Annotated in this window: 15 protein-coding genes; 2 read left to right on the top strand and 13 right to left on the bottom strand. The window is 44.1% G+C overall.

Annotation, left to right across the window (positions count from 1 at the left end; genetic code table 11):
• The first annotated feature begins 18 nt into the window (after window positions 1–18).
• Window positions 19–1,701 carry a sensor histidine kinase gene (locus V8F51_RS09425; RefSeq protein ID WP_337099943.1) on the top strand — a complete coding sequence of 561 codons (1,683 nt, stop codon included), beginning with the start codon at window positions 19–21 and terminating at the stop codon, window positions 1,699–1,701.
• 37 nt (window positions 1,702–1,738) lie between these two features.
• Here V8F51_RS09425 and V8F51_RS09430 read toward each other — a convergent pair whose 3' ends face one another.
• The 8 genes from V8F51_RS09430 to V8F51_RS09465 form a co-directional block, all read right to left on the bottom strand.
• Window positions 1,739–3,004 carry a glycoside hydrolase family 1 protein gene (locus tag V8F51_RS09430; RefSeq protein ID WP_337099944.1) on the bottom strand — a complete coding sequence of 422 codons (1,266 nt, stop codon included), beginning with the start codon at window positions 3,002–3,004 and terminating at the stop codon, window positions 1,739–1,741.
• 376 nt (window positions 3,005–3,380) lie between these two features.
• On the bottom strand, window positions 3,381–3,584 hold the full coding sequence (locus tag V8F51_RS09435) for a hypothetical protein (protein WP_337099945.1): 204 nt from the start codon (window positions 3,582–3,584) through the stop codon (window positions 3,381–3,383).
• 146 nt (window positions 3,585–3,730) lie between these two features.
• On the bottom strand, window positions 3,731–5,398 hold the full coding sequence (locus V8F51_RS09440) for an extracellular solute-binding protein (protein ID WP_337100229.1): 1,668 nt from the start codon (window positions 5,396–5,398) through the stop codon (window positions 3,731–3,733).
• Between the two features lie 109 nt (window positions 5,399–5,507).
• A complete protein-coding gene (locus V8F51_RS09445; RefSeq protein ID WP_337099946.1) occupies window positions 5,508–6,404 on the bottom strand; it encodes a carbohydrate ABC transporter permease in 897 nt (298 codons plus the stop codon).
• Window positions 6,405–6,416: 12 nt separating this feature from the next.
• The gene (locus tag V8F51_RS09450) at window positions 6,417–7,271 is read right to left on the bottom strand and encodes an ABC transporter permease (RefSeq protein ID WP_337100230.1); all 855 of its coding nucleotides are present in this window, start codon (window positions 7,269–7,271) and stop codon (window positions 6,417–6,419) included.
• 328 nt (window positions 7,272–7,599) lie between these two features.
• A complete protein-coding gene (locus V8F51_RS09455) occupies window positions 7,600–9,903 on the bottom strand; it encodes a helix-turn-helix domain-containing protein (protein WP_337099947.1) in 2,304 nt (767 codons plus the stop codon).
• Window positions 9,904–10,041: 138 nt separating this feature from the next.
• On the bottom strand, window positions 10,042–12,423 hold the full coding sequence (locus V8F51_RS09460) for a glycoside hydrolase family 95 protein (protein ID WP_337099948.1): 2,382 nt from the start codon (window positions 12,421–12,423) through the stop codon (window positions 10,042–10,044).
• Between the two features lie 60 nt (window positions 12,424–12,483).
• Window positions 12,484–14,934 carry a glycoside hydrolase family 2 protein gene (locus tag V8F51_RS09465; protein WP_337099950.1) on the bottom strand — a complete coding sequence of 817 codons (2,451 nt, stop codon included), beginning with the start codon at window positions 14,932–14,934 and terminating at the stop codon, window positions 12,484–12,486.
• Window positions 14,935–15,084: 150 nt separating this feature from the next.
• On the opposite strand from V8F51_RS09465, the gene V8F51_RS09470 reads away from it, so the two are divergent.
• Window positions 15,085–15,924, top strand: coding sequence for a helix-turn-helix transcriptional regulator (locus V8F51_RS09470; protein ID WP_337099951.1), 840 nt, complete (start codon window positions 15,085–15,087; stop codon window positions 15,922–15,924).
• A gap of 190 nt (window positions 15,925–16,114) precedes the next feature.
• Here V8F51_RS09470 and V8F51_RS09475 read toward each other — a convergent pair whose 3' ends face one another.
• The 5 genes from V8F51_RS09475 to V8F51_RS09495 all read right to left on the bottom strand — a co-directional run bounded on the left by V8F51_RS09475 (window position 16,115) and on the right by V8F51_RS09495 (window position 25,520).
• Window positions 16,115–19,585, bottom strand: coding sequence for a carbohydrate binding domain-containing protein (locus V8F51_RS09475; protein WP_337099952.1), 3,471 nt, complete (start codon window positions 19,583–19,585; stop codon window positions 16,115–16,117).
• A 658-nt stretch (window positions 19,586–20,243) separates the two neighbouring features.
• Complete coding sequence (locus V8F51_RS09480; protein ID WP_337099954.1) at window positions 20,244–21,905, bottom strand: extracellular solute-binding protein; 1,662 nt, start codon at window positions 21,903–21,905, stop codon at window positions 20,244–20,246.
• A 108-nt stretch (window positions 21,906–22,013) separates the two neighbouring features.
• Window positions 22,014–22,907, bottom strand: coding sequence for a carbohydrate ABC transporter permease (locus V8F51_RS09485; RefSeq protein ID WP_337099955.1), 894 nt, complete (start codon window positions 22,905–22,907; stop codon window positions 22,014–22,016).
• Between the two features lie 16 nt (window positions 22,908–22,923).
• A complete protein-coding gene (locus V8F51_RS09490) occupies window positions 22,924–23,838 on the bottom strand; it encodes an ABC transporter permease (protein ID WP_337100231.1) in 915 nt (304 codons plus the stop codon).
• Window positions 23,839–24,236: 398 nt separating this feature from the next.
• Window positions 24,237–25,520 carry an alpha-L-fucosidase gene (locus V8F51_RS09495; protein WP_337099956.1) on the bottom strand — a complete coding sequence of 428 codons (1,284 nt, stop codon included), beginning with the start codon at window positions 25,518–25,520 and terminating at the stop codon, window positions 24,237–24,239.
• Window positions 25,521–25,604 lie beyond the last annotated feature (84 nt).

A 25,604-nucleotide genomic window follows, 5' to 3' on the forward strand; every position in this document is an offset into this window, starting at 1 on the left:
ACGGAGCTAACCCCTATGATGCGATTACCCGATAAAGGTTTTACCAATTCCATTCTTTTCAAGCTTCTTGCGTTATTCACGATTCTGATTCCTATCATTGGGATGTTCATCTATAGCAACTACCAAACCAGGATCACGCTTGAGAATCAAGTCCAGAGCACGCACAGGAACATGTTGGAGTCCTATTGGATCCAAATTGATAATCAACTCAACAATGCGGTCACCTTCGCGGTCAATACCGCATGGTTCGAATCCGACCCTGTACTAGCCTTTAGCAATGTTGAATCGGTGTCTGCATTAGCCAAGCAAAGAATTGCGCTTGATCTTGCGGAACAAATCACGAACGGCGTCAACGTCATCGATTCCTTGTTCGTATATACAGACAATGATTATATCTCGGCTGGGCAGACCAGCCAGAAGCCGGATGAGAGAAACGCAATTAAGTCCTACGTCTTGGAAGCTGCTTCGACTTTGGATATAAGCGGCATGCAATCGAATTGGTATCTGATTAGGTTAAATAACCAATCGGGCATGATTCACTTTAGCAAAGGAGACAATGGCGTATTATCCGGCGTGTATGTCAATCTGGACAGGCTTGTAAGCCATTATACACCTAATGACAGAACCATTTCCTTGTCATTATTGTCTGATAAGGATGCGGCAGCCGTTCGTTCCAAACATCCCGAGGATAGCATCGTAATTACGGTCCCCTCCGCCGTCGTGCCAATCTCATTCGTGGAGACTATCCCATCGAGCATCATCCTAAAATCTTTACCTTTCATGCAGAAATATATGGTCGTCATCTCCGTCCTTGTTTGCTTGCTGTTGCCTCTCGCGTTTTTCGTTCTAAGACAAGTCGTCGTGATGCCCTTGCAAAGATTGAATAAAGCAATGAAGCTTATCCAACGCGGAGATCTGCAATACCGCATTCCTTCTTATTCGGTATCGAATGAATTTTCGATTGTTAATCAGACTTTTAACCAGATGATGGATGATGTCCGTCAATTAAAAATTAACGTATACGAAGAGGAGATTAAGGCTCAGAAGTCTCAGCTTCGCAATCTTCAATTGCAAATCCAGCCTCATTTTATTGTTAATTCCTTGAACATGGTTTATAACCTTCTGGAGAATGGAGATGCTTGGACGGCCAAAAAACTGATCGTTCATTCCGTTGACTTTTATCGTTATATGGTCAAAGTAGAAACCGATTTCGTCCCACTATATGAGGAGATTGAACATGTCAATACGTATCTGCAGATTCAATCGATTCGTTACAATAACAAGTTTACGTATTCGATCGAGACGAATCAAATGATTGCGGACATGCTCGTCCCTCCTATGCTCATTCAAAATTTCGTAGAGAATTCAATTAAATACGCGATCCAAGCGGATCGCAGCATCCATATTTCGATACAGGTCGATTCCTTCGAAATCGACTTCTACCCCTACGCCAACATTGTCATTGCTGACAGTGGAAGCGGCTACCCGGAGAACCAACTGGAACGGTTGAATCAAGGCAAGGTCATTATTGACCACAGTGGCGAGCACATCGGCATCCGAAATAGCGTTCAGCGTCTTGCTCTATTATTTCATGAACAGGCGAAATGGCGCTTTTATAATCGGAACGGGGCTGTAAGCGAACTCACGATTCCTGCTCTGTTCTCAGAGCAATCGGAACTTATCCATGAAGACAAAGAATAAGCCATTCCTAGGAATGGCTTTTTTCTTCGAGCAGCAATCAGATTGTTCGGTTTCTTGCAATACTTCCGTAATGATAGGCGCTTTTCTTAGGAAACCTCTGTTGAGTAGTGCGATCCACGGCGATCAACCCGAAAGTTTTCGAGAATCCGAGCTGCCATTCGAAGTTATCCAATAGGGACCAATGCATATATCCTAGCACGGGAATGCCGTCGGCAACACAAGCATGAACCCCCTCCAAGGCACGGTCGATGAAAGCGATCCGCCGCTCGTCATTGTCCGTTCCAACGCCGTTTTCCGTTACGACAATCGGCTTCTTCAAATGCTCGTGGGCGACGCGGATGACAGACTCGAGCCCCTGAGGGTAATATTCATAGCCCATTTGGGTCGTCTCCGCCCCTTCCGGAACGGGGAGCAAACCTTCGGGACCATACACCGAACGTGTATAATTTTGCAACCCGAAGAAGTCGTCTTCTTCAAGATACGGGAGGAACTGAAGGAATTCCTCATGCAATTCTTCCGCCGCCAGCGCCTCTCCGCCCGGAACGGATTGGACGTCGAACAGCGACATCGTAATTCCGATTTGTGTGTTTGGGCTAACCTTGCGAATGGCCGTTCGAGCCTCCGTATGCGCACGGTATATGATTTCCATTCCCTGATCGGTAGCCGGAGCCAAGAAGGTATGCACTTCGAGCGGCGATACGCCAAAAGCTTTTCCTAGTTCGGCATAATAGGCTTGTATGTTGGACATGTCCGTATTGATCCCGACCTGCGCGTTCCCTGCTTCTTTATATCTTTCCATGATTTTTTTGATTCCGACGGGCATGTTCGCTTCATTAATTGTACAAACATACGGGATTGCATCACCAAGTTTGGACATGACATACTCGCAATAACGGGCGAATCGAGCCGGTGTCTCTTCCGAATGCCATCCACCCTCTCTAATAAGCCAGTGCGGGGACGTAAAATGATGAAGTGTTACGATTGGGGTCACTCCGTATTCGTTGCATGCTTTCAACACGTCACGGTAGTGCTGAATGGCCGATTCATCGAATTGCCCTTCCTCCGGTTCGATCCGTGCCCATTCGATGGAGAACCGATACGCACTCAAACCGAGCCCTGCCAGAAGACCAATATCGCCCCTGTATAGATTGTAGTGGTCAACCGCGTTGCCGGATGGCTCCGTAAACGAGCCTCCTGGTATGCTCTCCATCAACCAATAATCAGAGTTCAGGTTATTTCCTTCTACTTGATGAGCGGCAGTGGATGCCCCCCATAGAAATTGCTTTGGAAATTCACGTGTCATGATAATAGTTACCCCTCTCTTGCAGTCTATTAAACCCTTTATAGTAACTATTTTAATATGAAGGATTACTTTCACGTTATACGCAAAACGACGGATTCGATTTACTTTTCCGACAAAAAGAAGCCAAACACGCCCCTATTCACCATACGACCAGATGGAAGCCTTCTAAATCAATATCAATCTTTTACAATACCGCATCCGCTTTATCCAGATCTTCAAGTACTATATTCTTCTCTATTCACCAATGAAGATGAGATTGGAATCCCACCCGTACGTTCTACATTTGTTGATGATTATTAGGCAAACATGAATAAAGATAGCATAAGACTTCATTGAAAAAAGCAGCCGATCAATCTGATCGGCTGCAATCTAATCTTTATTCAACTATCATCTCCAGTACTTGCCTTCCAGACAATATCCGTACGTCGTATCGCTCTTTGGCAGGCGTTGCTGCCAAACGATACATGTCATTCACTTCAATTGCGAGCTTCTTCGGCTGATTGAGCACGAAGTACAATTGAATCCCTTGTTGATTGAATGGGATGCCATATCCATATGACAGCGGCCTTATCCCTTCCACTCACCTTCGGCTACTCGTACGCTTACTTGGAAATCATCATTTCGTACTGCCCCTTTAGATGCATCATATACAATTATGCGATCCATCTCATTAAACTCCTTAACAAAAGAAACCTTGGTTTATCCAAGGTTTCTTTTCGATAATGCCTATTGTTTTACGGAGTCGTCATACGACTTCTGCATAATTTCAAGGTATCTAGACAAATTCAAATCTTCCAGACCCTTCACGTAACTGTCCCAATCTTTGTCCAAACTCTTATTACCCGTTATGAATTGAAGCGCACTTTGATCGATGTAATCTTTGATATTCGTTTGGGTCATACTCATTTCGTCTACACTCGCTGGATCGATCCATACCGCCCAAATTGGGAAAATCTCTTTCGGCTGTTTGCCGTCATAGAGATGCGTAGCTTCTTGCAGCCTGCGTTCAAAGCCGGATGGTAAATAAGGGTCCGTTCCCTGAACCTGGCCATCTCTGAATGCCTTCGGTTGATAATACTGGGCGATTGGTCCCCAGCTATTGTTCAACGGCTCTCCTCCAGATTTACCTGGAATCATAGCAAAGATAGGTTCCACAGATTCTTCAAGTGCAATATCTCCATCTGTCGGCTTGCGCCAGTTGATTCCTTCTTCACCGAAATTCCCTCGCATCTGCCCCTCTTGGGTAAATAAGTAATCAATTATTTTGATTGCAGCAATCTGAGCTTCTTTACTTGCTTTATTCGTAATAACGAAAGACGCGCCTGGATCAACCGGATAGGCATAGTTTGCATATTCGGAATATGGGCCTTTTAAAGGAGCAATCGGATTATAATCTTTATTGTACAAATTGCCTTCGCCCGTATTTATAAAGATGGCAGGGTGCATGCCAGCACCTGCTCCGAGCAACTGCGCGTCGGCGTTTTCACCGATCATTTTGTACGCTTCAGCATTTTGCGTGAAAGCGCCCGGATCGATCAGTTTTTTATCATACAACGACTTAATGTACTGCAAGCCTTCTTTCCACTCAGACTTGTTAGCCGCGATGTCGACTTTCCCGTTGTTTAATGTTAAATACGTTCGATCATCGTCGTAAATAAATCCATTCATCAAAAACGGTATAATACGTACTCCGAACGTCTCTACCGAGCCACTCAATGGAACTTCGTCTTGCTTGCCGTTTCCATTAGGGTCCTGCGTTTTAAATGCTTCAAGCACCTTAGCGAAATCTTCTGTCGTCTTAGGCGTATCCAATTTCAACTTCTCAAGCCAGGTAGTATTGATCCACATTTTATTCGGATAAGAGCAGTGGTAACATTCATTAAATTGGTTCAGTCCATATATGTTTCCATCAGGTGCCGTATTCATCGCCTTATAATAAGGATCGCTATCAAGTGCATGCTTGATATTCGGTCCATACTGATCGATTAGATCGTTTAATGGAACGACGACACCTTGTTGTCCGAAACGGATCAAATCGGTTTGAGAGAACTTATCTACCCATGGAACAAGCATGAACACATCCGGATAGTCGCCACTGGAAATTGAAATTTGACGTTTCTCCGCAGCGCCATCAAATGGAACTGTCGTCCATTTGAACGAGATATTGAATTTTTCTTCAAGCAGCTTCGAAAAGTTATTCGTTGCAAAATCATTATCTGCAGGCAAATGTGCGAAGACGGATACGTTTACGGGGGCAGCATCATTAGTGCCATTTGAGTTATTCTCCCCATTGGTGCTGCCTGCATTGCCGTTGTTATTCGAGGAACATCCTGTCACGACTAGACTAATAATCAATATAATACCGACTGCAGTAGACCATACTTTCTTTTTCATACGTACACTCCCTTTTTTATAAGTATGAATAATAATCAAAGCTTTGCATAGCTCCTAAAGTCATTACATAGACACCACTCCTTTCCATAGTAACCCATTAACAAACCTCTTAGCCCTTAACTGATCCGATCAGCATACCTTGTACAAAGTAGCGCTGTACGAATGGATATATTAAGATAACAGGTAAACTGGCAACTACAATCAACGAATACTTCATAAGTTCAGCTAACTGCTGCCGTTTCAACATTTCCAATGCATCAACGTTACTGGAGGCGTTATTCAAAACGAGAATGCTTCTTAAAATGAGTTGTAACGGGTAAAGAGATTGCGTCTTCAAGTAGATAAGCGCATCGAAGTAGGCGTTCCATTGTCCAACGGCATACATTAACGCAATAACCGCTATGATTGGTTTCGACAAGGGGATAACGATGCTTGTTATAAAGCGAATATCGCTGCAGCCGTCGATTTGGCTAGCTTCTGCAAGTTCATCCGGAATCGAAGATTGGAAAAAGGTGCGTGAAATAATGACCTGCCAGACCCAAATCGCACTTGGCAGCAGTAACGCAAAACGAGTATCAATCAAACCAAACGTCTTGACGACGAGATATGTCGGTATAAGTCCTCCTGAGAACAACATGGTGAACATGATGAATAACGTAATTGGACCTCTTCCGAAAATTGTTTTTCTTGAGAGCGGATACGCTATCATAATGGTGAGCACTACGCTGATGAACGTACCGATGATCGTATAGAATAACGAGTTGGCGTATCCTGTAATGACTTGTGGGTTTTTGAATACAGCGATATAGCCGTCGAAGCTAAGTTCAACAGGATATAGCCATACCCGACCAGAACTTACAGCTGCTGGACTACTTAACGAAGCACTAACAATATAAGCAAGCGGATACAATACAGCTATGAGTACGACTGTTAAAAACAGATAAACAAACCCCAGAAAAATCCGATCCGAAGAGGATTCTTTTATTTGAAGTGCAGCGGCTCTCATATTAACTCTCCTTTACCATAGGCTATTATTTGACACTCGTTTCGCGACGTTATTGACAAGGATAATCAATGCGAGATTGATTACCGAGTTTAGCAGCCCAACTGCTGTCGCAAAGCTGTAATTGGCGTTTAACAAGCCCATTTTATACACGTAAGTCGAAATGATTTCTGAAGTTTGCAAGTTTAAAGAATTTTGCAGTAGATAGATCTTTTCGAAGCCGAGAGCCATTATATTTCCTACGCTAAGAATTAAAATAATAACCGCTGCAGGCATAATGCCAGGTAAATCAACGTTTATTATTTTTTGAATGCGCGTTGCACCGTCAACCTTGGCTGCTTCATAAAGGGAGGGATCGACACCCGCGAGAGCTGCTAAGTAAATAACAGCAGAATACCCGGCTGTCTGCCATACTTCTGACCACACAAACACCGATCTAAACATATCAGGACTTCCAAGAAAGTTAATCGAATCAATACCGAGATGATTAAGCCCGATATTGACAATCCCGAGCCTAGGAGCAAAGAACAGCATGATGATGGATACCATGACCACGGTTGAAATAAAATACGGCGCGTACGTAATCAATTGAACCAACTTCCGAAATCGGCCGCTTCTGACTTCATTAAGAGCCAAAGCTAGAATGATCGGTACAGGAAAAGACGCTGCTAATTGATAAAGAGAAATGAATAGCGTGTTCTTCACCAATGTAAACGCTACCGGATTATCGAAAAATAATCTGAAATACTTTAGACCTACCCATGGGCTTCCCCATATCCCTTTAATGATGTTGTAATCCTTGAAAGCTAGCACGGAATTAGCCATCGGAATATATTTGAAAATGATGAAATAAAGAAGCGGTGGTAACATTAATAAATAGAGTTGCCAATGAAGCCTTAGACTCTTCTTGGCTGAATAGGCAATCGTGGCGTTCGTTTTTTTTCTCCGTCGTATTCCTTTCTTATCTTCTATTACTGTTTCCAAATTTGGTTCCTCCCCTAATCAGGTCTACTCCAGTTGATTGTCTGCCATACATTTAGATAACGCTTTCATACCCCTACGATACCTGATCCTACTTAGTGATTTAAGGTACATTTTGATCCAAAACACGGTACAATTTTTGCATTTCAAAGCATCAGGGTACAATATTCCGTCAACGTACATTAATCCTGCTCTACATAGAAAAAAGGCAGATCGGTTATCCCGATCTGCCTTTCTCTCGAAAACTGCTCGGCGAGTCGCCCGTTACTCGTTTGAATGCTCTCCTAAACGAATGCGAACTGTTATACCCCGTCTGCTCAGCTATTTCGTCAATTGTCAGTTGACTGCCTGTCAATAGATACGATGCCTGGTCAATACGAAGCCGCTCCAAGTAATCAGATATCGTATCTCCGGTAATGTCTTTAAATAATTGAGATAAATATTTCTCTGGCCGACCTATTCTCTCACCAATGCGATAGAGCGTCAGATTTGAATCCGCATATTCATTTTCCAATTGCATGATTACAGTTTGGATCATCTCCTGATTCAAGTCCGACTTTTTCTTGACAACGATATCGCATAGTTCTCCTGCCAACAAAACAAAGCTGTCCTGTAGTTTTTTACTCCCTAACATCGGATTGATGTTCTCAAGCGCTTGCTTCATTCGCTTTACAAATTGTTCGTCATAAACTCCTTGTTGATCCAAAAGCTTATACATCGTACCGGAGATCTCGCCAGTAAGCTTCTGCATTGTCTCGTGTGTCAGTATCCGTTCCGCGAAGTTACGGTGCAAGATGTGAACGAGGATTCGCTTGCTTTCCTCCTCGTAGCCCGACTTAAGAGCATGAAACAAGCGCTGCTCAATCTCAATCGGATAATAGTACAAGTCCGAATCTTTGACGGAATACTCGTATCGGCTTATTCCTTTGATTCCGTTCTGAACGGCATATTCAAGAGTAATCAATGCATCGGAAAACGATTGGCCAACGGCATTTGGTTCTCGAAACACTGTCCCAAAGGAAATCATGATGGATAGATGATATTGCTCATAGATATGCTCTAGAAACCGAGTATAGCTAATTTCTAGTTCGTTGCGCAATTGTTGATCTCCATTTCCACTTGCGTCCTGAACAATGATGGCGATTTTGTCTGTGCCCCAATCAGTTACAAGAGCATCTGGGCTTAAGTCCCTTAGCGATTGTTTGATTAATAGCCTTCCTACATTCAATTCATTAATGAATTCTTTTGCATCCAAACCAGTGTAGTCATTCATTTGAATGATAAGCACGATGCCGGAATGGCCGATATCCATCATTGCTGCCTGAGCAGCCTCTGCCTTGATCTCCTCTATGGAATACATACCGCCAACTAACAGTTTTTTTATAAACGCATCTCGCAGCAGCGGCAACTGATCCTTCAGTTCTGTCTGCAACCGCTCATTATTTGCGATAAGGCTCGTAATATTACCCGCTAAAAAATCATATTCGTTGCGGATATCCGAGGGCTCGATCTCGAAACGCTCCTTGAGCACTTGTATAAGCTTATAAAGAGGCTTGCTATTGCGGTATGTGAAAAACAATATAATCGAAAAACCTATCACTAATGTAATCGAGGTAAATGTTAATGTCAGATTTTTAATGACATCGCCTTTAGCTTGTAACGCTTTCTCGGGAATGCTGGCTGTATAGACCCAGCCCAATAATTCGGACTTACTCGAGATGAGCAAGTTCCCGTTATGAAGTAAGGTTTTATCCCCTTCTTCACCAGATGGTATGTGGGGTAGATTACCAATTTCTTCGGCCTCGATGCCTTCCGAAATAATAATCTCCCCTTCACCATTAGAAATGTACGCCCAACCTCCATACAGTTTTGCAAGCTTTTCTAATTGGGTGCTTATCTTTCTCTTGTCGATGGTGACGACCAAGGTAGCTTTAGGCTCACGGAAGCTATTAAGCGGCAGCGACTGGATATAGCTTAACACCGATATTTCTTTACTCTCTGTTATATAGGGACGCGCCGACACAATCTCATGTTCATGCGTTTCTTTCGTTAGCATTTCAATCCATTCATCGTATTCCATTTCTTTGTAGTGATGAAGTTGGTGAAATTGGCGCGGGCGAAAATAGACGACGTTAGGGGCAATAATGGCATCATTATTGCTTAAATATATATAGAAATGTTGCAAGTAATCATTCGTTTTGCTATATGTGGAAATATCTCTTGCTGTCTTCCACAAATTAAAAACGTCATATTCCTCTGGTTCTTGCTTCTTTCCGCTTATAAGCTTATCTAAGTCATGGTCCAAGGCCAACTGATTTGTGAATGCAGTAACTTCTGCAAGACGCGCCTCAATCATCTCGCTGCTTTGGCTTAGGAGCAGGAGGCTATTTTCGATCGAGCTGGTTTGTGCAACATCAATAGATACACGGTATGACAAATATCCTGCAATATTAGGCAAAAGCAGTACGATTAAATAGGATATCAAAAATCGCCTATATACCCTAGTCATTTTTGTGTTCATAAAGAAGGCCCCCCTTCTATTGGATGAAACAAAATTTAAGCGAGATTGAAATGAATAAAAGCAAAGACTAACCGTATTGTATGAATCGGCAGTCTCTGCTTCACAAGTCATTATATCCACTGCTTAATAACGCGTCAATCAAATCACTTTGAGTAGATAGGTTTTCCCAGCTGCTGCAGGGAATCGGTATAGTCCCTCACCGTTATAATAATGTCCAACAACGGCACCGCTCAAATTTTCGTACACAGCAATCTGATTTTCCGAATACAGCACACACTCCTCGTTCTCACTTGATTTTATTTCCGCATTATCCCATTTTCCGTCCGTCCAACTAATATTAACCTGAAAGCCGCCTCTTGCTCTTAATCCTTTCACATATCCCTGCGCCCATACATCGGGTAACGCAGGGAGCAGTTCAATATATCCTTGATGTGATTGTACAAGCATTTCCGCTATTCCTGCAGTCACAGCGAAATTGCCGTCGATTTGAAATGGCGGATGCGCGTCGAACAGATTGGCATAAACGCCGCCTTTCGTAAAGCTAATCGGATCATCACTCTTAACTAACGACAAAAGATTTGAAATCAACGCCTTTGCTCTGTTTCCATCTTTAAATCTTGCCCATGTGTTCACCTTCCAGCCAAGACTCCAGCCCGTACCGCCATCTCCACGAAGCTCCATAGACCGCTTTGCGGCTTGGAAAAGCTCAGGCGTTCCCTTTTCAGTAAGCTGTCTTCCGGGATACACGCCTACTAGATGCGAAATATGCCTATGATCCGGTGCTTCTCCTTCAAAGTCCTCGTACCACTCTTGAAGTTGGCCCTCAGAACCGATTTTCATGGGATATAGCTTTGAACGGACTGTCTTTAACTTTTCACGGAATGAATCGTCAGCTAACAATAGCACCGACGCTTCGATGCAGTTTGTAAGCAACTCCCATATTAACGAGGTATCCATTGTGGCCGATTTACTAACAGCAAATCGTTCCCCGTTTTTGACGAATTTTTGTTCGGGCGATGTAGAGGGAGACGTGACTAAGTTACCGTCGTTATCCTCTTGCAGCCAATCAAGAATGAAGATAGCTGCTTCCTTCATGATTGGATACGCATAAGTGCGCAAGTATTCCAAGTCTCGACCAAAAGAAAAGTGTTCCCATAAATGCTGAGTCAACCATATGCCACCCATTGGCCAAAGCGCCCATACAGGATCACCGTCTCCGAAGCCTCCAACCGGGGCTGACTGCGCCCAGATATCAGAATTATGATGTGCGACCCATCCTTCAGCGCCATAGTTGATATCTGCTGTTTTCTTGCCATTCTTTGCTACATTTCCAATAAAATCAAGAAGTGGAATATGCATTTCACTTAGATTGCAATTTTCAACGGGCCAATAATTCATCTCCGCATTGATGTTGAGCGTATAATTACTACTCCAAGGTGCACGCAGTTCTTCATTCCATATACCTTGAAGGTTGGCAGGTTGCGTTCCCGGTCGGGAGCTGGCAATCATCAGATAGCGCCCGTATTGGAATAACAGTTCAACCAATTCAGGATCGTTAACGCCGTATTCTTCTATTCTTCGATCGGTAGACATCTCAGGAGGCGATACCCGATCCCCTAGTTTAAGTGAAACGCGTTCAATGAGGGGTTTATAATCCGCAGCATGGGCAAGACGAATGGCGTCATAGCCTTTGGTTACAGCTTGCGAAAGAGCTAAAAAAGTCAGCGATGCTTCATCCCGCCCGTTCTGGTTCGGCAATTGATCAAAACCATTAAAGCTCGTTGCAGCGCTAAGATATAACGTAACCGATGTTGCCTCATTGATTTGAATGCCGCTATGGGTTATATTCAGTGATCCTCCTTCATGCGAAGCGGTCAACCTAGCGTCGAAACGCATCGCCCTCGTAAGCTCACCGTCTCCATATTTCACCGGGTTGCTTGCATTCATATAGCTTGGAGAGACATGTTCGGGCGCAAATCCTTTTATAATGAAGACGTCTTGCTCGTATGCAGTATCATATCGCAGAGAACTGTCAAGTCTGACCTTAAGACTCAATGCTCCAGGCTCGCTTGCGGTTAACCGAACTGCCATGATCTGATCCGGATAGGAGGTTATATATTCACGTATATACTGGATGCTTCCGACCGTATACCGAACAGACGCTATCCCTTCTTCAAGATCCAACTCTCGGCTATACGAATGGAATACGTTTCCATGCTCCATCGTCATAAGAAGCTCGCCAAAAGGGAGGTAGGATTGCGTGTAAGGCCCCATCATCTGCTTCGAGAGCTTATCGGCCTCTTTATAGTTTTTGTCATTAATGAGTTCTCGAATACGAGGTAAAGCTTCTTTCGCATCCGGGTTGTTGCCATCTACGGGGGAACCTGACCATAACGTATCTTCATTAAACTGAATTCGTTCCTGGTGTACACCTCCGAAGACCATTCCACCTAATCTTCCGTTCCCAATAGGAAGAGCCTCCGTCCATACGTTTGCCGGTACTGCATATTGTAGTTTCATTTTCCACCCTGCTTTCTGTGAATAATTGATAAATATGATACCTGATTCGAGATGCGCAAGTTAGGTATGCATCTCAATTTTGTTTACTGCAACAGGCGCTGTCGGAAACGACACCTTCAGATAACGGAGGCCACCACTCGGCAGTTCATCAACGACTACCGTGTTCGTCCCCTCTTTTTTGTTACCTTCAAGCGGGAAGAAAATTTTTCCATCCAATGAATAAAACAGTTCATAATAAGGAGGAGTATCCGCTTCTTCAAACGTTATAGCTGCTTGTTCAGCCTTCTTAAGTCCTTCTAGATCAATCATGATCCACTGACCTTCCGCTTCATTACCAGGCTTCCAGCACGTATCCGCCAAGTCGTCAGTTACGCTCATAGCCGGATACCCTTCTGCAAAACTGCTGCAAAAGACTGGCCTGCTTCTTGCAATATTGTAGCTTGATCCGTGCGTCGGTGCCTTCAAAACTGAAGGGGCGGCAGGTTGCAGGCGAATTGACTGCCCTTTCCATAATTCCCCTCCAACGGCCTCAATGCTGATTTCTGCAGAATGCACCCCTTCTGCCTTTGCTTGAATCTTGATCGTCCCCGCGAAATACGATCTCATCTCAATTGCTCCCATACCATCGAGGAAGCTATTGTTGTCCGGCGAGAAACGCATCGATTTCCCTGTAGGGAATAGGCCCCCTCCTTGTACAATCTCAAGCTCCACTTGCAATGTATTACTAATTCGATTGCCCTCTCGATCCACGACCTCCACAATAAGATGGGTATCGTCAGTACCGTCGGTAAGAATAGCATGCTTATCGGCTGTTAGCTTAAGAGCGTAAGCCAACCCTTCAAATGCTAGGGGCGGCGGCTCGATGCCAAGAAGTTCATTCCTGTACCAATACCACGAATTCAATGGCAAGCGATAATAATCGATCATTCCCATATAACCCATATTGGATGCAATGCTGCCATGATGGAATCCACACCATAATGCCTTACCTGATCTCCACTTCGGGTTGGCCTCTACTCCGTCTGTATAGCCTGGTGCGTATTCACCCGGCCTAACGCCTATTACGCTGCCGTACTCCGAAACAAAGCTAGGGAATTCTGGATCCTGATATAACGCTGCACCGTCTCCGTTATAGCCTGCGACATCCCCGAGCACATCGAATCCTTGCCGCTGGGCACCGCCGACAGACGCAGGACGTGACGGGTCAAGTCGATGAGATTCTTCAACGAGACGAACGATAAGCGCACGGGCTTCATCCATTACCTCTTCATCGCTGAAAAACGGTTCATTACTCATGCTCCATGTAATGATGCTCGGATGATTGCGATTCGTTCGTATCATCTCTTGCAACGCCCTCATACAGCTTGCTTCGAACTCTTCTTTATCTTCATTACGAACAGGATACGCGCTGCTTGCCCAATAGCCTTCCGTATTTGCGCCTCCGATTCCCCAGAAGCAGAGCTCCGACCAGAACAGCAACCCTTGCTTATCGCACTCAGCAGAAAAGTACGTATGGTGCGGATAGTGAGAGCCTCTTATAAAGTTCATACCGCAGTCTTTGATCAGCTTAATATCGCGTGATATGCCGGCTCTTGTTACAGCGTCGCCCCACCCTGCATGATCCTGATGCACGTTAGCGCCGATAATGTCATAATGCTCACCATTCAAGAAGAATCCTTCCTTGGCATCAAAAAGAATAGAACGCACCCCAAAACTTGTTTCATACTCATCTTGCAAGGCATCGTTCACATAAACGTAGCTTTTCAATCGGTACAGATTAGGTGAATCTGGATGCCATAACTTCGGCTCGAATAGCAACTGTTGTTGACTAAATTCAAAGCATTGTCCCGACTCGATGGACTGCCGACTTCTCATTTCGCAGATGCTCGTACCTTCGAATTCCACGACGGAGACAAGTAAACAGTCTACCGTTGTTCCTTCTTCATTCACGATTTCAGTTTCTATCTTTAAGCTAGCGCTTTCAGTGGAAACTTCGGAAGTCGTAACGAATGTACCATACCAATCGACATGCACGGACTCCGTAACAATGAGACTGACATCGCGGTATATGCCTCCGTTAAACACATGTTCACCGGCGCGAGGAGCGAGACGTGGATTCCACAAATTATTCAACCGTACAAAGAGCAAATTATCTCCCTCATGTACAAGCTCAGATATATCGATATGGAATGCCGTATATCCGCCCTTATGATTACCGGCCCATTTACCGTTGACATAAATATCGGCATCTTGGAATGCACCTTGGAAATCAAGTGATATTCTCTTTCCTATCCACCCTGGCTGAATGGTAAGATGCTTGCGATAGCAGCCGTAGCCTACATAAAATTCATTTTCCATGAAATAAGGAATGCCGAACGAATGCGGAATGCCGATATCATACCAGTTCGAATCATCAAATAAAACTTCTTTGCCATCGATAATATCTCCATACATGAATGTCCAATCATTGTTAATTAGTGCCTGATGCCTTATGGGCAATACTGCTGCCATAATCTGTCTACGTCCCCTCGTCAGTAAAATTAATTTATGATTTGATGATTCAAGTATACTCACAATTAAAAACAATTTATATAATTCTATTTTAATTATGTTGAAACTATATTATGATTTATATACAATACCATATTGGAGGTAATCCCTTTGCCTGAACGCGAATTCTACCTACCTAACTTCTCTGAGTTTCGTTTCTTCTGCTTTCCTCATTCCGTTGGAAATTACGACCAACCTATGGGTCATAACGTAAACCGCCCCGATGGCGTAAGAGATTACAGCCTGCATTATGTGGCCAGCGGCACGGGGTATATTGAACTAGGTAATGAGACGTATCAGCTTCACGAAGGAGATGTATTCTGGCATATCCCGAATGACAGAATGCGATATTACCGCTCAGAAGAGGAGCCTTGGAATATTTACTGGTTGCAGCTTTACGGAAGTACGTTACCTGCGTTTGTCGCGGAGAATGGTTTTCATCAATCAGGTATTTGGAACATTAAGGACGGCAGTATGCTCATAAGCAATTTCGTAAGCCTTCTGGATGAAATCGAACAAAATAACTTTCTGCGCCCATCGCGCATATCCGCCCTTACTTATAGCGTCCTTATTGAATTTCTCAGTGCCGCCCATCCGTTCTCTCATTATCGTGGAGTGGACAATGTAGAGAAAATGCTTGCTCTGCTGCCTGATATGCAGCGCAAAGCCCATCTTCCTTTCATCCTTGAGGATTGGGCTTCGGCAGCCGGTTATACTCCTAATTATTTTTGCAGCTTATTTAAGAAAGTAACAAGGATGACGCCCGTCTCTTATATTACAAAATGCAGAATTCAGCTAAGCAAGCATCTATTGGTCAGCCATCCGATCATTCCAATCAAAGAGGTCGCAGAACGAGCTGGCTATCCGGGATTCAGCTATTTCAACAAAAAATTCATGGAATCCGAAGGTATGACACCGAGCGAATTCAGAAGCAATCATATAAAAGGATAAATATTATACTGTCCCGGTATAACAAAAAAGGGCAGTACTAGGCAAATAAGAGTCCTTAATCTGACTTATCCCTCATTCTGCTCTTATTAAAGAGGGCAAAAGCCCGGTATAGTACCGAGCTTTTGCCCTAAATTTCAATTTCATGCTTCCTTGTTCCGCTTCTGAATCGTCTTTTCCATTTTCTGCTTAATTAGCTGGGATTCAAGACGAAATCATCAAATGTGACTCTTGTTGTCGTGCAATAAGCTCCAATCGTTGCGGTTGTAGATGTGGGACCTGTGACAAAGTTAATTGTAGTGAGGTACCATGTATTATCGGAAATAACGTTTTGATTGATCTGGGTACCGCCGTAATCTTTCACATAAACGTAGCCTTGACCAGTGCCTGATACGCCTTTGCTATAGACTTTCAACGTGTAGGAGGTATTCGGACTAAGCCCGGTTATCGTTTGCTCTGCGTAGTTACCCGGGTTCCAGAGCGAAAGTCCATATCCGCTGTTGTTCGCAGCCGATACCTGGGCTGTACCTCCAGAGCCTGACCAACCAGTGATATTCGCAACTTCAAAATCGCCGTTTTGGACCAGTACAGGACTTAAATCTAAGACGAAATTGTCAAACGCTATTCTTTTGACCGTACAGTAACCACCGATCGTTGCGGATGTAGAGGTTGGTCCAGTAACAAAGGTGATGGTCATTTTGTGAAAAGCGTTATCGGAAATAATGTTTTTGTTGATTTGGGTGCCGCCATAATTTTTCACATAAAAGTAGCCTTGACCTGTACCCGATACGCCTTTGGCATCGACCGTCAACGTGTAAGAGGTATTTGGAGTGAGCCCGGTTATCGTTTGCTCTACATAGTTACCTGGGTTCAGAAGCTCAACGCCATAAGAGCTATTGTATGCAGCCCAGACCTGAGGGGCAGCTCCGGAGCCTGTCCATCCAGAGATTGTAGCGTTTTCAAAATCCCCATTTGTAACCAGCTTAGGCGTTTGTTTTACTACAAAATTATCAAATGCGACCCTTGTGGCCGTACAGTGAACTCCTATCGTTGCGGTTGTAGAATTGGGCCCTGTGACAAAGGTAATAGACGTGCTGTGAAAATTATTATCTGAAACAATGCCTTTGTTGATCTGGGAACCGCCGTGGTCTTTCACATAAATGTAGCCTTTTCCCGTGCCCGATACGCCTTTGGCATCGACCGTCAACGTGTATGAGGTATTGGGACTCAGTCCTGTTATCGTTTGCTCTGCGTAGTTGCCTGAGTTCCATAGCTCAATGCCATAAACACTGTTGTTTGCAGCCCAGACCTGAGCGGCAGCTCCTGAGCCTATCCATCCAGAGATCGTACCGTTTTCAAAATTGCTGTTTTGAATCAGCGGACGTAAGACAAAATTATCAAATTGAACTCTTCCGGCTGTGTCATATGCTCCGATATTTGCAGATGAAGCGTTGGGTCCTGTGACAAAGATAATGGACGTGCTGTGAAAATTATTATCGGAAATAATGCTTTTGTTGATCTGGACATCGCCATGATCTTTTATATAAATGTAGCCACGACCGGTACCTGATACTCCTTTGGCGTCGACCGTAAGAACGTATGAAGTATTAGGACTGAGTCCGGTTATCTTTTGCTCTGCGTAGTTACCAGGGCTACGGAGATCAAGGCCAAACGAGCTGTTGACTGCGGCAGAAATGTGCGTTAACAGTCCATTGCCTGTCCAAACTGCGAAATGACCGTTCTCAAAATCACCATTTTTCACTAATGATGATCCACTGTGTTGAAGCACCCTGAACTCATTGAAAGAAGCTGGAACACCAGCGGACCCAGTTATGGTAATCCGCACATACCTGGCAGAAGCGTTGAAGAGATCGTTATTCGTCTTGAAAGTGCTATTGCTTGCAGTCCTGTCCGCTACTGTAGTCCAGTTGGTATTATCTGTCGATACCTCAATCTTATATAAATGGTTTATACTGTTAGAATCCCAAATAACTTTGGTGCCATGAATCGTTTTGTTGCTGCCAAGGTCTACCTTCCACCAGTGGCCGGTGTTCGTATCATTAGCGGTCCAATTAGTCCTATGATTGCCATCGTTGCCGCCGGTAGCTGGTTGACCGGGCTTTTCGCTATCCGAACTGACAGTCGCATTCAACGCCAGATTGGTATAAGTAGGGGACGGGGCCGGAATCGGCGTGTAGCTTCCCGCACCTGGAGCTACGACCTTAATGTTGCTGGTATTGCTGTTGATATTAATATTTCCCGCAGCGGGAGTCAGAATCAGATTACCGTTGACCACCAGATTTTCAAAGGTGATGTCTTCAACCATACGGTTAGGGCTATATCCAGTCAAGCTGGAACCCGTACTATTGCTGCCGGTATAGGTGATATTCTTGAAATAGACATTTTTAATTCCACGCCCCGGGCCAGTCTGGCCAGCGGTCCAAACATTATTTATATTAACAATCGAATTTACATAATTATCCTCAATACGTATATCATTAAAAGTAACATTTTGGATTAGATTGCCGTCACCATTCGTAAACTGGATGGGAGCCATTGGACTTCCCGTATTATTTAGCATAATGTCGATATTCGAAAAGCTTATCGAATCAATCAATAGACCGCCTTCATATTCAGTCGGATCACCGTGAGTACCAAAATTAATCGGACGAGCAACATCAGGCATCAAAATCATGTTCGTTACCGTTAGATTCGTGGTATTGCCCCAAAAATTCGATTCCGGGCGAGCGGTGTATATTGCCATAGAATCATCGCCAGAGCGGATAAAACCGTCATTGACGGTAACATTGGAAGAACCCATAGTATCAATACCGTCGGTCCAACTCTTGTAGCTGAAGCCTTTGATGTTATTTATCGTAACATTATTGGCATTTTGCAGATCGACTAAATCACCACCCCCGCCCCCCATGCCATAATCGTTTACGATGATACCCTCGATCGTGATGTTTTCGGCATAGTTGACCGATATCCCTCTCCATGAAGGACGATCCAATATTCCACGGCCTCTAACTGCAGCATTAGTGGCGCCATCCAAAAACACACCGCCTTTTACAACCGCTCCGCCGGCGATGTAAAGTGTCTTGCCGCTTGGCACCGTCTGGTCTCCTTGATAAACACCGGGACCAAGGTATATGACGTTGGGATCGCTAGGACTTGGAGGATTGACTTCTAATGGATTTGCAAAAAGATGAAGATTGTGGTTAATATCCCCATTAACCTCTACCGAAAGCTTAGTAGGACCAGGTATGGTAAATGTCATTGTATTGCCGTTGATATTCGGGGTGATACCTTTACTTGTTGGTCGGACTGCACCTGATGTAATTGTACCAGCATTATAGGTCACCGATACATCAACGGGACCATCAACATCGAAATAAACAAAGGATGCATGAGAGGGATGATACCCCCCTACCGTTGTATCATACTCATCCAGATCCTGCCAAGCACCACCATTTGCACGTACCTTTACGGTGAAGTCAGTGTTAAGTGCGGCACCGCCCGGAGGGTTGGGATAGGTGACCAATGTCGTTTCGGCTGCATGAACTTCGGTTGAATGAACGAACGACAAGGAAGCCAATATTGTAAGCGTTAACAAAAATATGATTAACCATTTAGACTTATTAGTATTTCTTATCGAAAACATAGTTTACATCTCCTCGCTTTTTTTGTTTTAGACATAACTAATCCTACTATGCAATTGCTCAATAACACCTCCTACTTCATACATTTGTTTGCGAGATTTTCTTACTTTCTATTATCTAAATCTATTCTAAACTCACCTCCAGCCTTGGTAATTAACCAATAATATAATAGATTCGAGGTTTTCTTCATTGTATATTTGCAGACTGTACTTCGAAATTGTAATCGCTCTTAATTCATATTTTAAGGTGATTCTTATATCTAAATGAGTCGCTTAACATGAGTTTAATTAGGATCGACAAATCTCAATAACGTGACGGAAATCGTTTCTGATGATCTTCTTGAGGAGATAAGGTCTTAGAAAGAAGTAGATTGGCTGGAACCCCCCTCGTATCGTAAACGCTTACAACTTAATACTTACTCAACCGTTGGTAATCTTACTTTATCGCAAACTTGCTTTCTGCCTGCCGTGGCGTAAAGCTGCCCATAAAAGGATTGACAAGGGGCAGAATGAGTCAGTCTTACGATCCCCTAGGCTCGGATAGCCAGTTAAAATCAAAGCCAGCCGGCAGCGAACTGACCTTAGTCCCGCGTACCGGCTGTTTTTGTTCGTGCCTTATCCATTAATGCTTACTTAAATTGCATGCTTTTCTGGTCATTCCTTACTTTTGATTATCCATTGCTGTTTGAGTAATGCTCACATAACGTTCGGCATCCAGCTTCTTGAATCCTTTTACGTATTCTTCCCAATCCTTGTCTAGGTTTTTGTTTCCTGTTATGAACTTATAGGCGTTCTCTTCAATATATTTCTTAATATTGGTTTGAATCAAGCCGTAATCCATCAGATCGGCCTCATCGATAAACAATGCCCCTGGCACTATTTCCTGCGGCTGATGTCCATCATACAGTTTCGTAGCATTAAACAATCGCAGCTCGTAACCGGCTGGAGTCAATTCATTCTGATCGGCCGCTTGAGAAGCGCGGAATTCCTTTGTTTTGACAAAGGTTCCAACCTCGCCCCATATGTTGTTCAGCTTTGCAGATTCCTCGGCAGGAAGGGACAGTACCTTAAACTTTGCCTTGCTACCGTTCAAATCGATGTCGCTATCTCCTCCATCAACCCAATTGACATCTTTCTCGCCAAATGTCGCACGAAGCGTTCCTTCTTCTGATGCCAAGTAGTCCGCCAGTTTGATGGCTGCTATTTGCTGTTCCTTGCTCGCTTTATTCGTAATGGCGAATGCTGCCCCAAAAATTTGCTCTCCGCCATATTGAGCCGTCGAATGCCCGGCCGGACCTGTCAGCGGAGGAAGCGCCGCATATTGCGTATTGATCGGATTGTCTCCTGCAGCAAATACAAATGGATGCATCGCCGCAATCGCCCCGACCATTGCAATGCCATCGCGATTGGTCAGACTTCTGAAAGCATCCCATTCATTCGTCATTGCGCCGGGATCAATCAGCCCTTCTTTGTACAGAGAAGTAAGATACTTCAGACCTTCTTTGAACTCCGGTTTGTCCGCCACCAATTCTGCCTTGCCGTCGTTAACTTGCAAGAAAGACCCTGCTATTCCGTCTGAATACATGAATGCATTCATAAGATATGTGAAGAACTCGCCCTTCAAGCTGGAGAAAGGAACTTCGTCTTTGGTACCGTTATTGTTAAGATCGTTGTTCTTGAAAGCAACAAGCATTTGCCTGAATTCTTCGGTTGTTTTCGGAAGCTCCATATTTAAGGCTTTCAGCCACTCCGTATTCACCCACATCTTTGCAGGATAGGAGCAATGGTAGCATTCGTTAATGGACGCTAAGCCGTAAATATTTCCGTCAGGAGCCGTCACGCCTTCCTTGTAATACGGAATATCATCTATCAGCTTCTTAATATTAGGGGCATGCTCCTCTATCAAATCATTAAGCGGGATTAAAACCCCTTGTTGTCCCAGCTTCATTTGCTCCGCAGGAGTAATGATATCTGTCCAGTCCAGCAAAAACACATCTGCGTAGTCTCCACTTGTCAAGGAAAGCTGTCTCTTCTCCTTAATAACCTGTGAATTATTTACCAGTATCTCTAGATCAACATTTAGTCTCTCGCTTAATTCCTTCGTAAACGAATTGGTGTCATAGTCCACCTCCGGATTGCCCGCCATAAACACAGTCAACGGCACAGGAGCCTGATTCGGCGATGACGTCTCGGTTGTTTCTCCAGTACTGTCCGGTTTGTTCGTGCTCTCCGATCTGCTTCCTCCATTATTACCGGAGCAAGCCCCCAACACCATGGTTATACACAACATTACGCTCAACAATAAACCCGTTTTTTTTCTCAATGCGTTAACCTCCCTTTTAAATTAAAACCTTGTCTTATCTTGTAGCTCAATCGATACTGTAGCGCCCATCAGCTGGAGCCGGTCTCACCCCCCTGTCAAAGTTTCGATTTAGCCTTTAAGTGAGCCGATCATGACCCCTTTCACAAAATGCCTCTGTACGAATGGATAGATGAGTAGAATTGGAACCGTCGAAATCACGATAAGCGAATACTTCATCTGATCCGCAAGGCCTTGTCTCTGCATCATTTCTGTTATATTGGTCGGATTCTCGGATGCGTTAAGCAGTAAAATATTTCTGAGAATGAGCTGCAGCGGGTACTTGTCAACGCTTTTCAGATAGAGCAAAGCATCAAAATATGCGTTCCAATAGCCTACTGCCGAAAACAGAACCAGTACGGCAATAATCGACTTCGATAACGGAAGTACAATTCGAAACAGAAAGCCCATATCACTGCAGCCGTCAATTTCAGCAGCTTCCGACAATTCATCAGGAATGTTGCTTTGGAAGAAGGTTCTGGCAATAATAACGGAATATACGGCCAGTGCCCCAGGAATTATAAGCGCCCATCTGGTATCGATAAGATGCAAATCTTTAATAACCAGATACAACGGAATCATTCCTCCGCCAAATAGCATGGTAAATGTCAGCAAAAACATAATCAGGTTTCGCCCATAGAACGTTTTACGGGACAAGGGGTATGCGATCATCAATGTGACTGTAACACTTACCAGAGTGCCGACTATCGCATAGAACAATGAATTGGCAAAGCCAATTATCACCTGCGAGTTTTTAAATACTACCTCATATCCGATAAGCGTAATATCAACCGGGTATAACCATACTTTCCCAGATATCACAGCGAACGGACTACTAAATGAAGCGCTTAAAATGTAAATCAGTGGATATAAAACAACTAACGAACAAACAACCAAATACACATATATCCCCAATAGAAGCAACTTGTCTCCAGGAGATTCCTTTATCCTAATTGTATTATTCATCCCTGCACCCTCTCCGCTACCACAAGCTGGTTTGACTTACTTTTCGAGCAATAGCATTGACACTAACAAGCAAAATCAGATTGACGACGGAATTGAACAAACCTACAGCCGTAGCGAAGCTGACATTGGAATTAAGAAGACCAACCTTATACACATAAGTAGCAATTATTTCAGAAGAATCCGCATTCATGGAGTTTTGCATCAAATATACTTTTTCAAAACCTACGGACATAATGCCACCAATCGATAGAATCAGCAAAATGATGATGGTCGGTATAATTCCCGGAATATCAATATGAATGATTTTCTTCCATCGCGAGGCTCCGTCTATTCGAGCCGCTTCATACAGCGTGGGATCAATCCCTGATAGCGCTGCCAAATAAATGATTGCGCTAAAACCCGTACCCTGCCAAACACCCGACCAGACATACAGAGACTTGAAATAGGAAGCCTCACCCATAAAATTAATTCGATCCAGCCCTAAATCTGCCAGCAAATTGTTGACAATCCCGATCTGCGGCCCCAGTAATAGTGACATCATCGATACAACAATTACTGTCGAGATGAAATGCGGCGCATAGGTGACTAGCTGCACCCATTTTTTAAAAAATGCACTTCGGACTTCATTAAGCGCCAGTGCAAAAATAATAGGAATGGGAAAGCCAACAAGCAACTGGTACAAGCTGATTAAAATCGTATTTTTCAGAATCTGCCAAAAATACGGGCCTTTAAAAAAATAATCAAAATACTTTAAGCCAATCCATGGACTACCCGCTATGCCTTTAATGATGTTATATTCTTTGAAGGCCACGGACGCGCCGTACATGGGAACGTAATGAAATGTAACAAGCAAAACCATGGGCACTAGAATCAGCAGATAAAATTGCCAATGTCTCTTTATTCTTTTCCAAGCTGAGCTGCGTTGGCTCATTTTCCCTTGAGGTTGGATACTACCTGCTAGAGCATTCTTCAACTTGCTTTCCTCCCGCTGAATAAGCTTCGCATCAATTACAAAAAGCTAATTTGGCAAAGCCCAACTTTTCCGAAACCGCTTTCTTTTTGATATAATATAAATAACTTAATATTACATATTGAAAATATTTATTATGATAATAACGAAAAATATAATCCATTTGCCTTTCTTTATTTTATCATTTTTAGAAAATAAAATAAATATTAGTTTATTATGAATTATAAAACTAAATTACGTTTCTACGTTTTCTCCCAGCCGACAACCCTTCTCCGTAGTTGCCTCCAGAACCGAACTCAGGCAAGATTACAGAGAAGGACTTAACAGCCAATCGACTACCCTCGGTGTCGGACTTCCTGCTATTCCGCGATTGTAAACACAACCACAGTATCATAAGGCTCCCATTTCTCAACAGGGATCTTGACGATATAACCTTGCTCATGCTGCTCAAATACAACAGGAGTTCCGTCCAACAGACGACAATCTGCAACAGGATATGGAAATGGCGGCAGAAGCATACCGTCAAACGCGGCTGTATCCATCACGTGCAAATATAACTGGCTGCCTTTTTTCGTCATGCCGTATACGCCATCAACGGGCTGAAGCGGCCCCGGTCTTGTTCCATAAATCGCTTCACCGTTCTTATTCATAAACCGGCCAATCTGTTTAAGAAGCTCTCGTTGGTTTGCTGGAATTTCCCCTTCCGGGTTAGGCGCGACATTAATCAATACATTGCCTCCTCGAACGAAACAGTCGAGCATAAGACGGATCGTCCGTTCGAGTGGAAGCGCCCTCTCTTCAGCCTCGTAGGACCAGTGATATGCTATCGAAAAGCACTTCTCCCAATCGAAAGGAATTATATCTCCGACCACCTCATGCAGCCCTTCATCGCACTGGAAATCGCCAGCCCAACCAGATCTTGGATTAATGACACATTGAGGTTGGTTTTCCCTGACCATCTCGTTCAACCTAATTGGCTCCCAGAACCACGCTGCATCGGCATCCGAGCCGGAATGAGCTAGCCATCCTCCGTCGTACCAGAGAATATCGATCATCCCGTAACGCGTCGTCAGTTCCCGCACTTGTTCATAGGTTTGCCGCTTCATCAGTTCGGCATTGTCAGCCAACTCCTGGGGCTGAAAGTAGCCGGGGAAGCGCCAATCCATCGGCGAATAGTACAAACCCGTCCGAATTTCGGCTTCCCTGAACGCGTCCGTGTACTCTCGGACAAAGTCGCGGCCGGCAGCAGAATTGCCGCTGTGAAAACCTTCGAAACTGCCCGGGCTGTCCCACATCGCGAAACCATCGTGATGCCTCGTTACCATAATGGCGTAACGCATACCGGCTTCTTTCGCAAGCTCCGCCCATTCGCCTGCGTCGAATTTGTTGGGACAAAAGCGATCGGCAAGCTTTGCGTATTCTTCCGGCGGAATCTTTTCGTTGAACATGGCCCACTCACCGCGTCCCAACAAGGAATACAAGCCCCAATGACTGAAGAAACCAAGCTTGGCATCCCGCCACCATTCCATATCCTCACTATTCAAGTGAAGCTCGGATGCCTCGAGGCCAGAGTTCCTGTTTCTCATCAGCTTGCTCTTCAGCATAGATGCCAGTTCTGCATCCTTCAAATCTTTGATTTCCATAATCTTGGCAGCCCCTTATCTTCGTATAGCTCTCTCAGAAGCGTTTGTTACTCAAAAACAATATCAGATGCGTGCTCGCCGATT

The sequence above is a fragment of the Paenibacillus sp. YIM B09110 genome (genome assembly GCF_037167145.1).
GTDB lineage: Bacteria > Bacillota > Bacilli > Paenibacillales > Paenibacillaceae > Pristimantibacillus.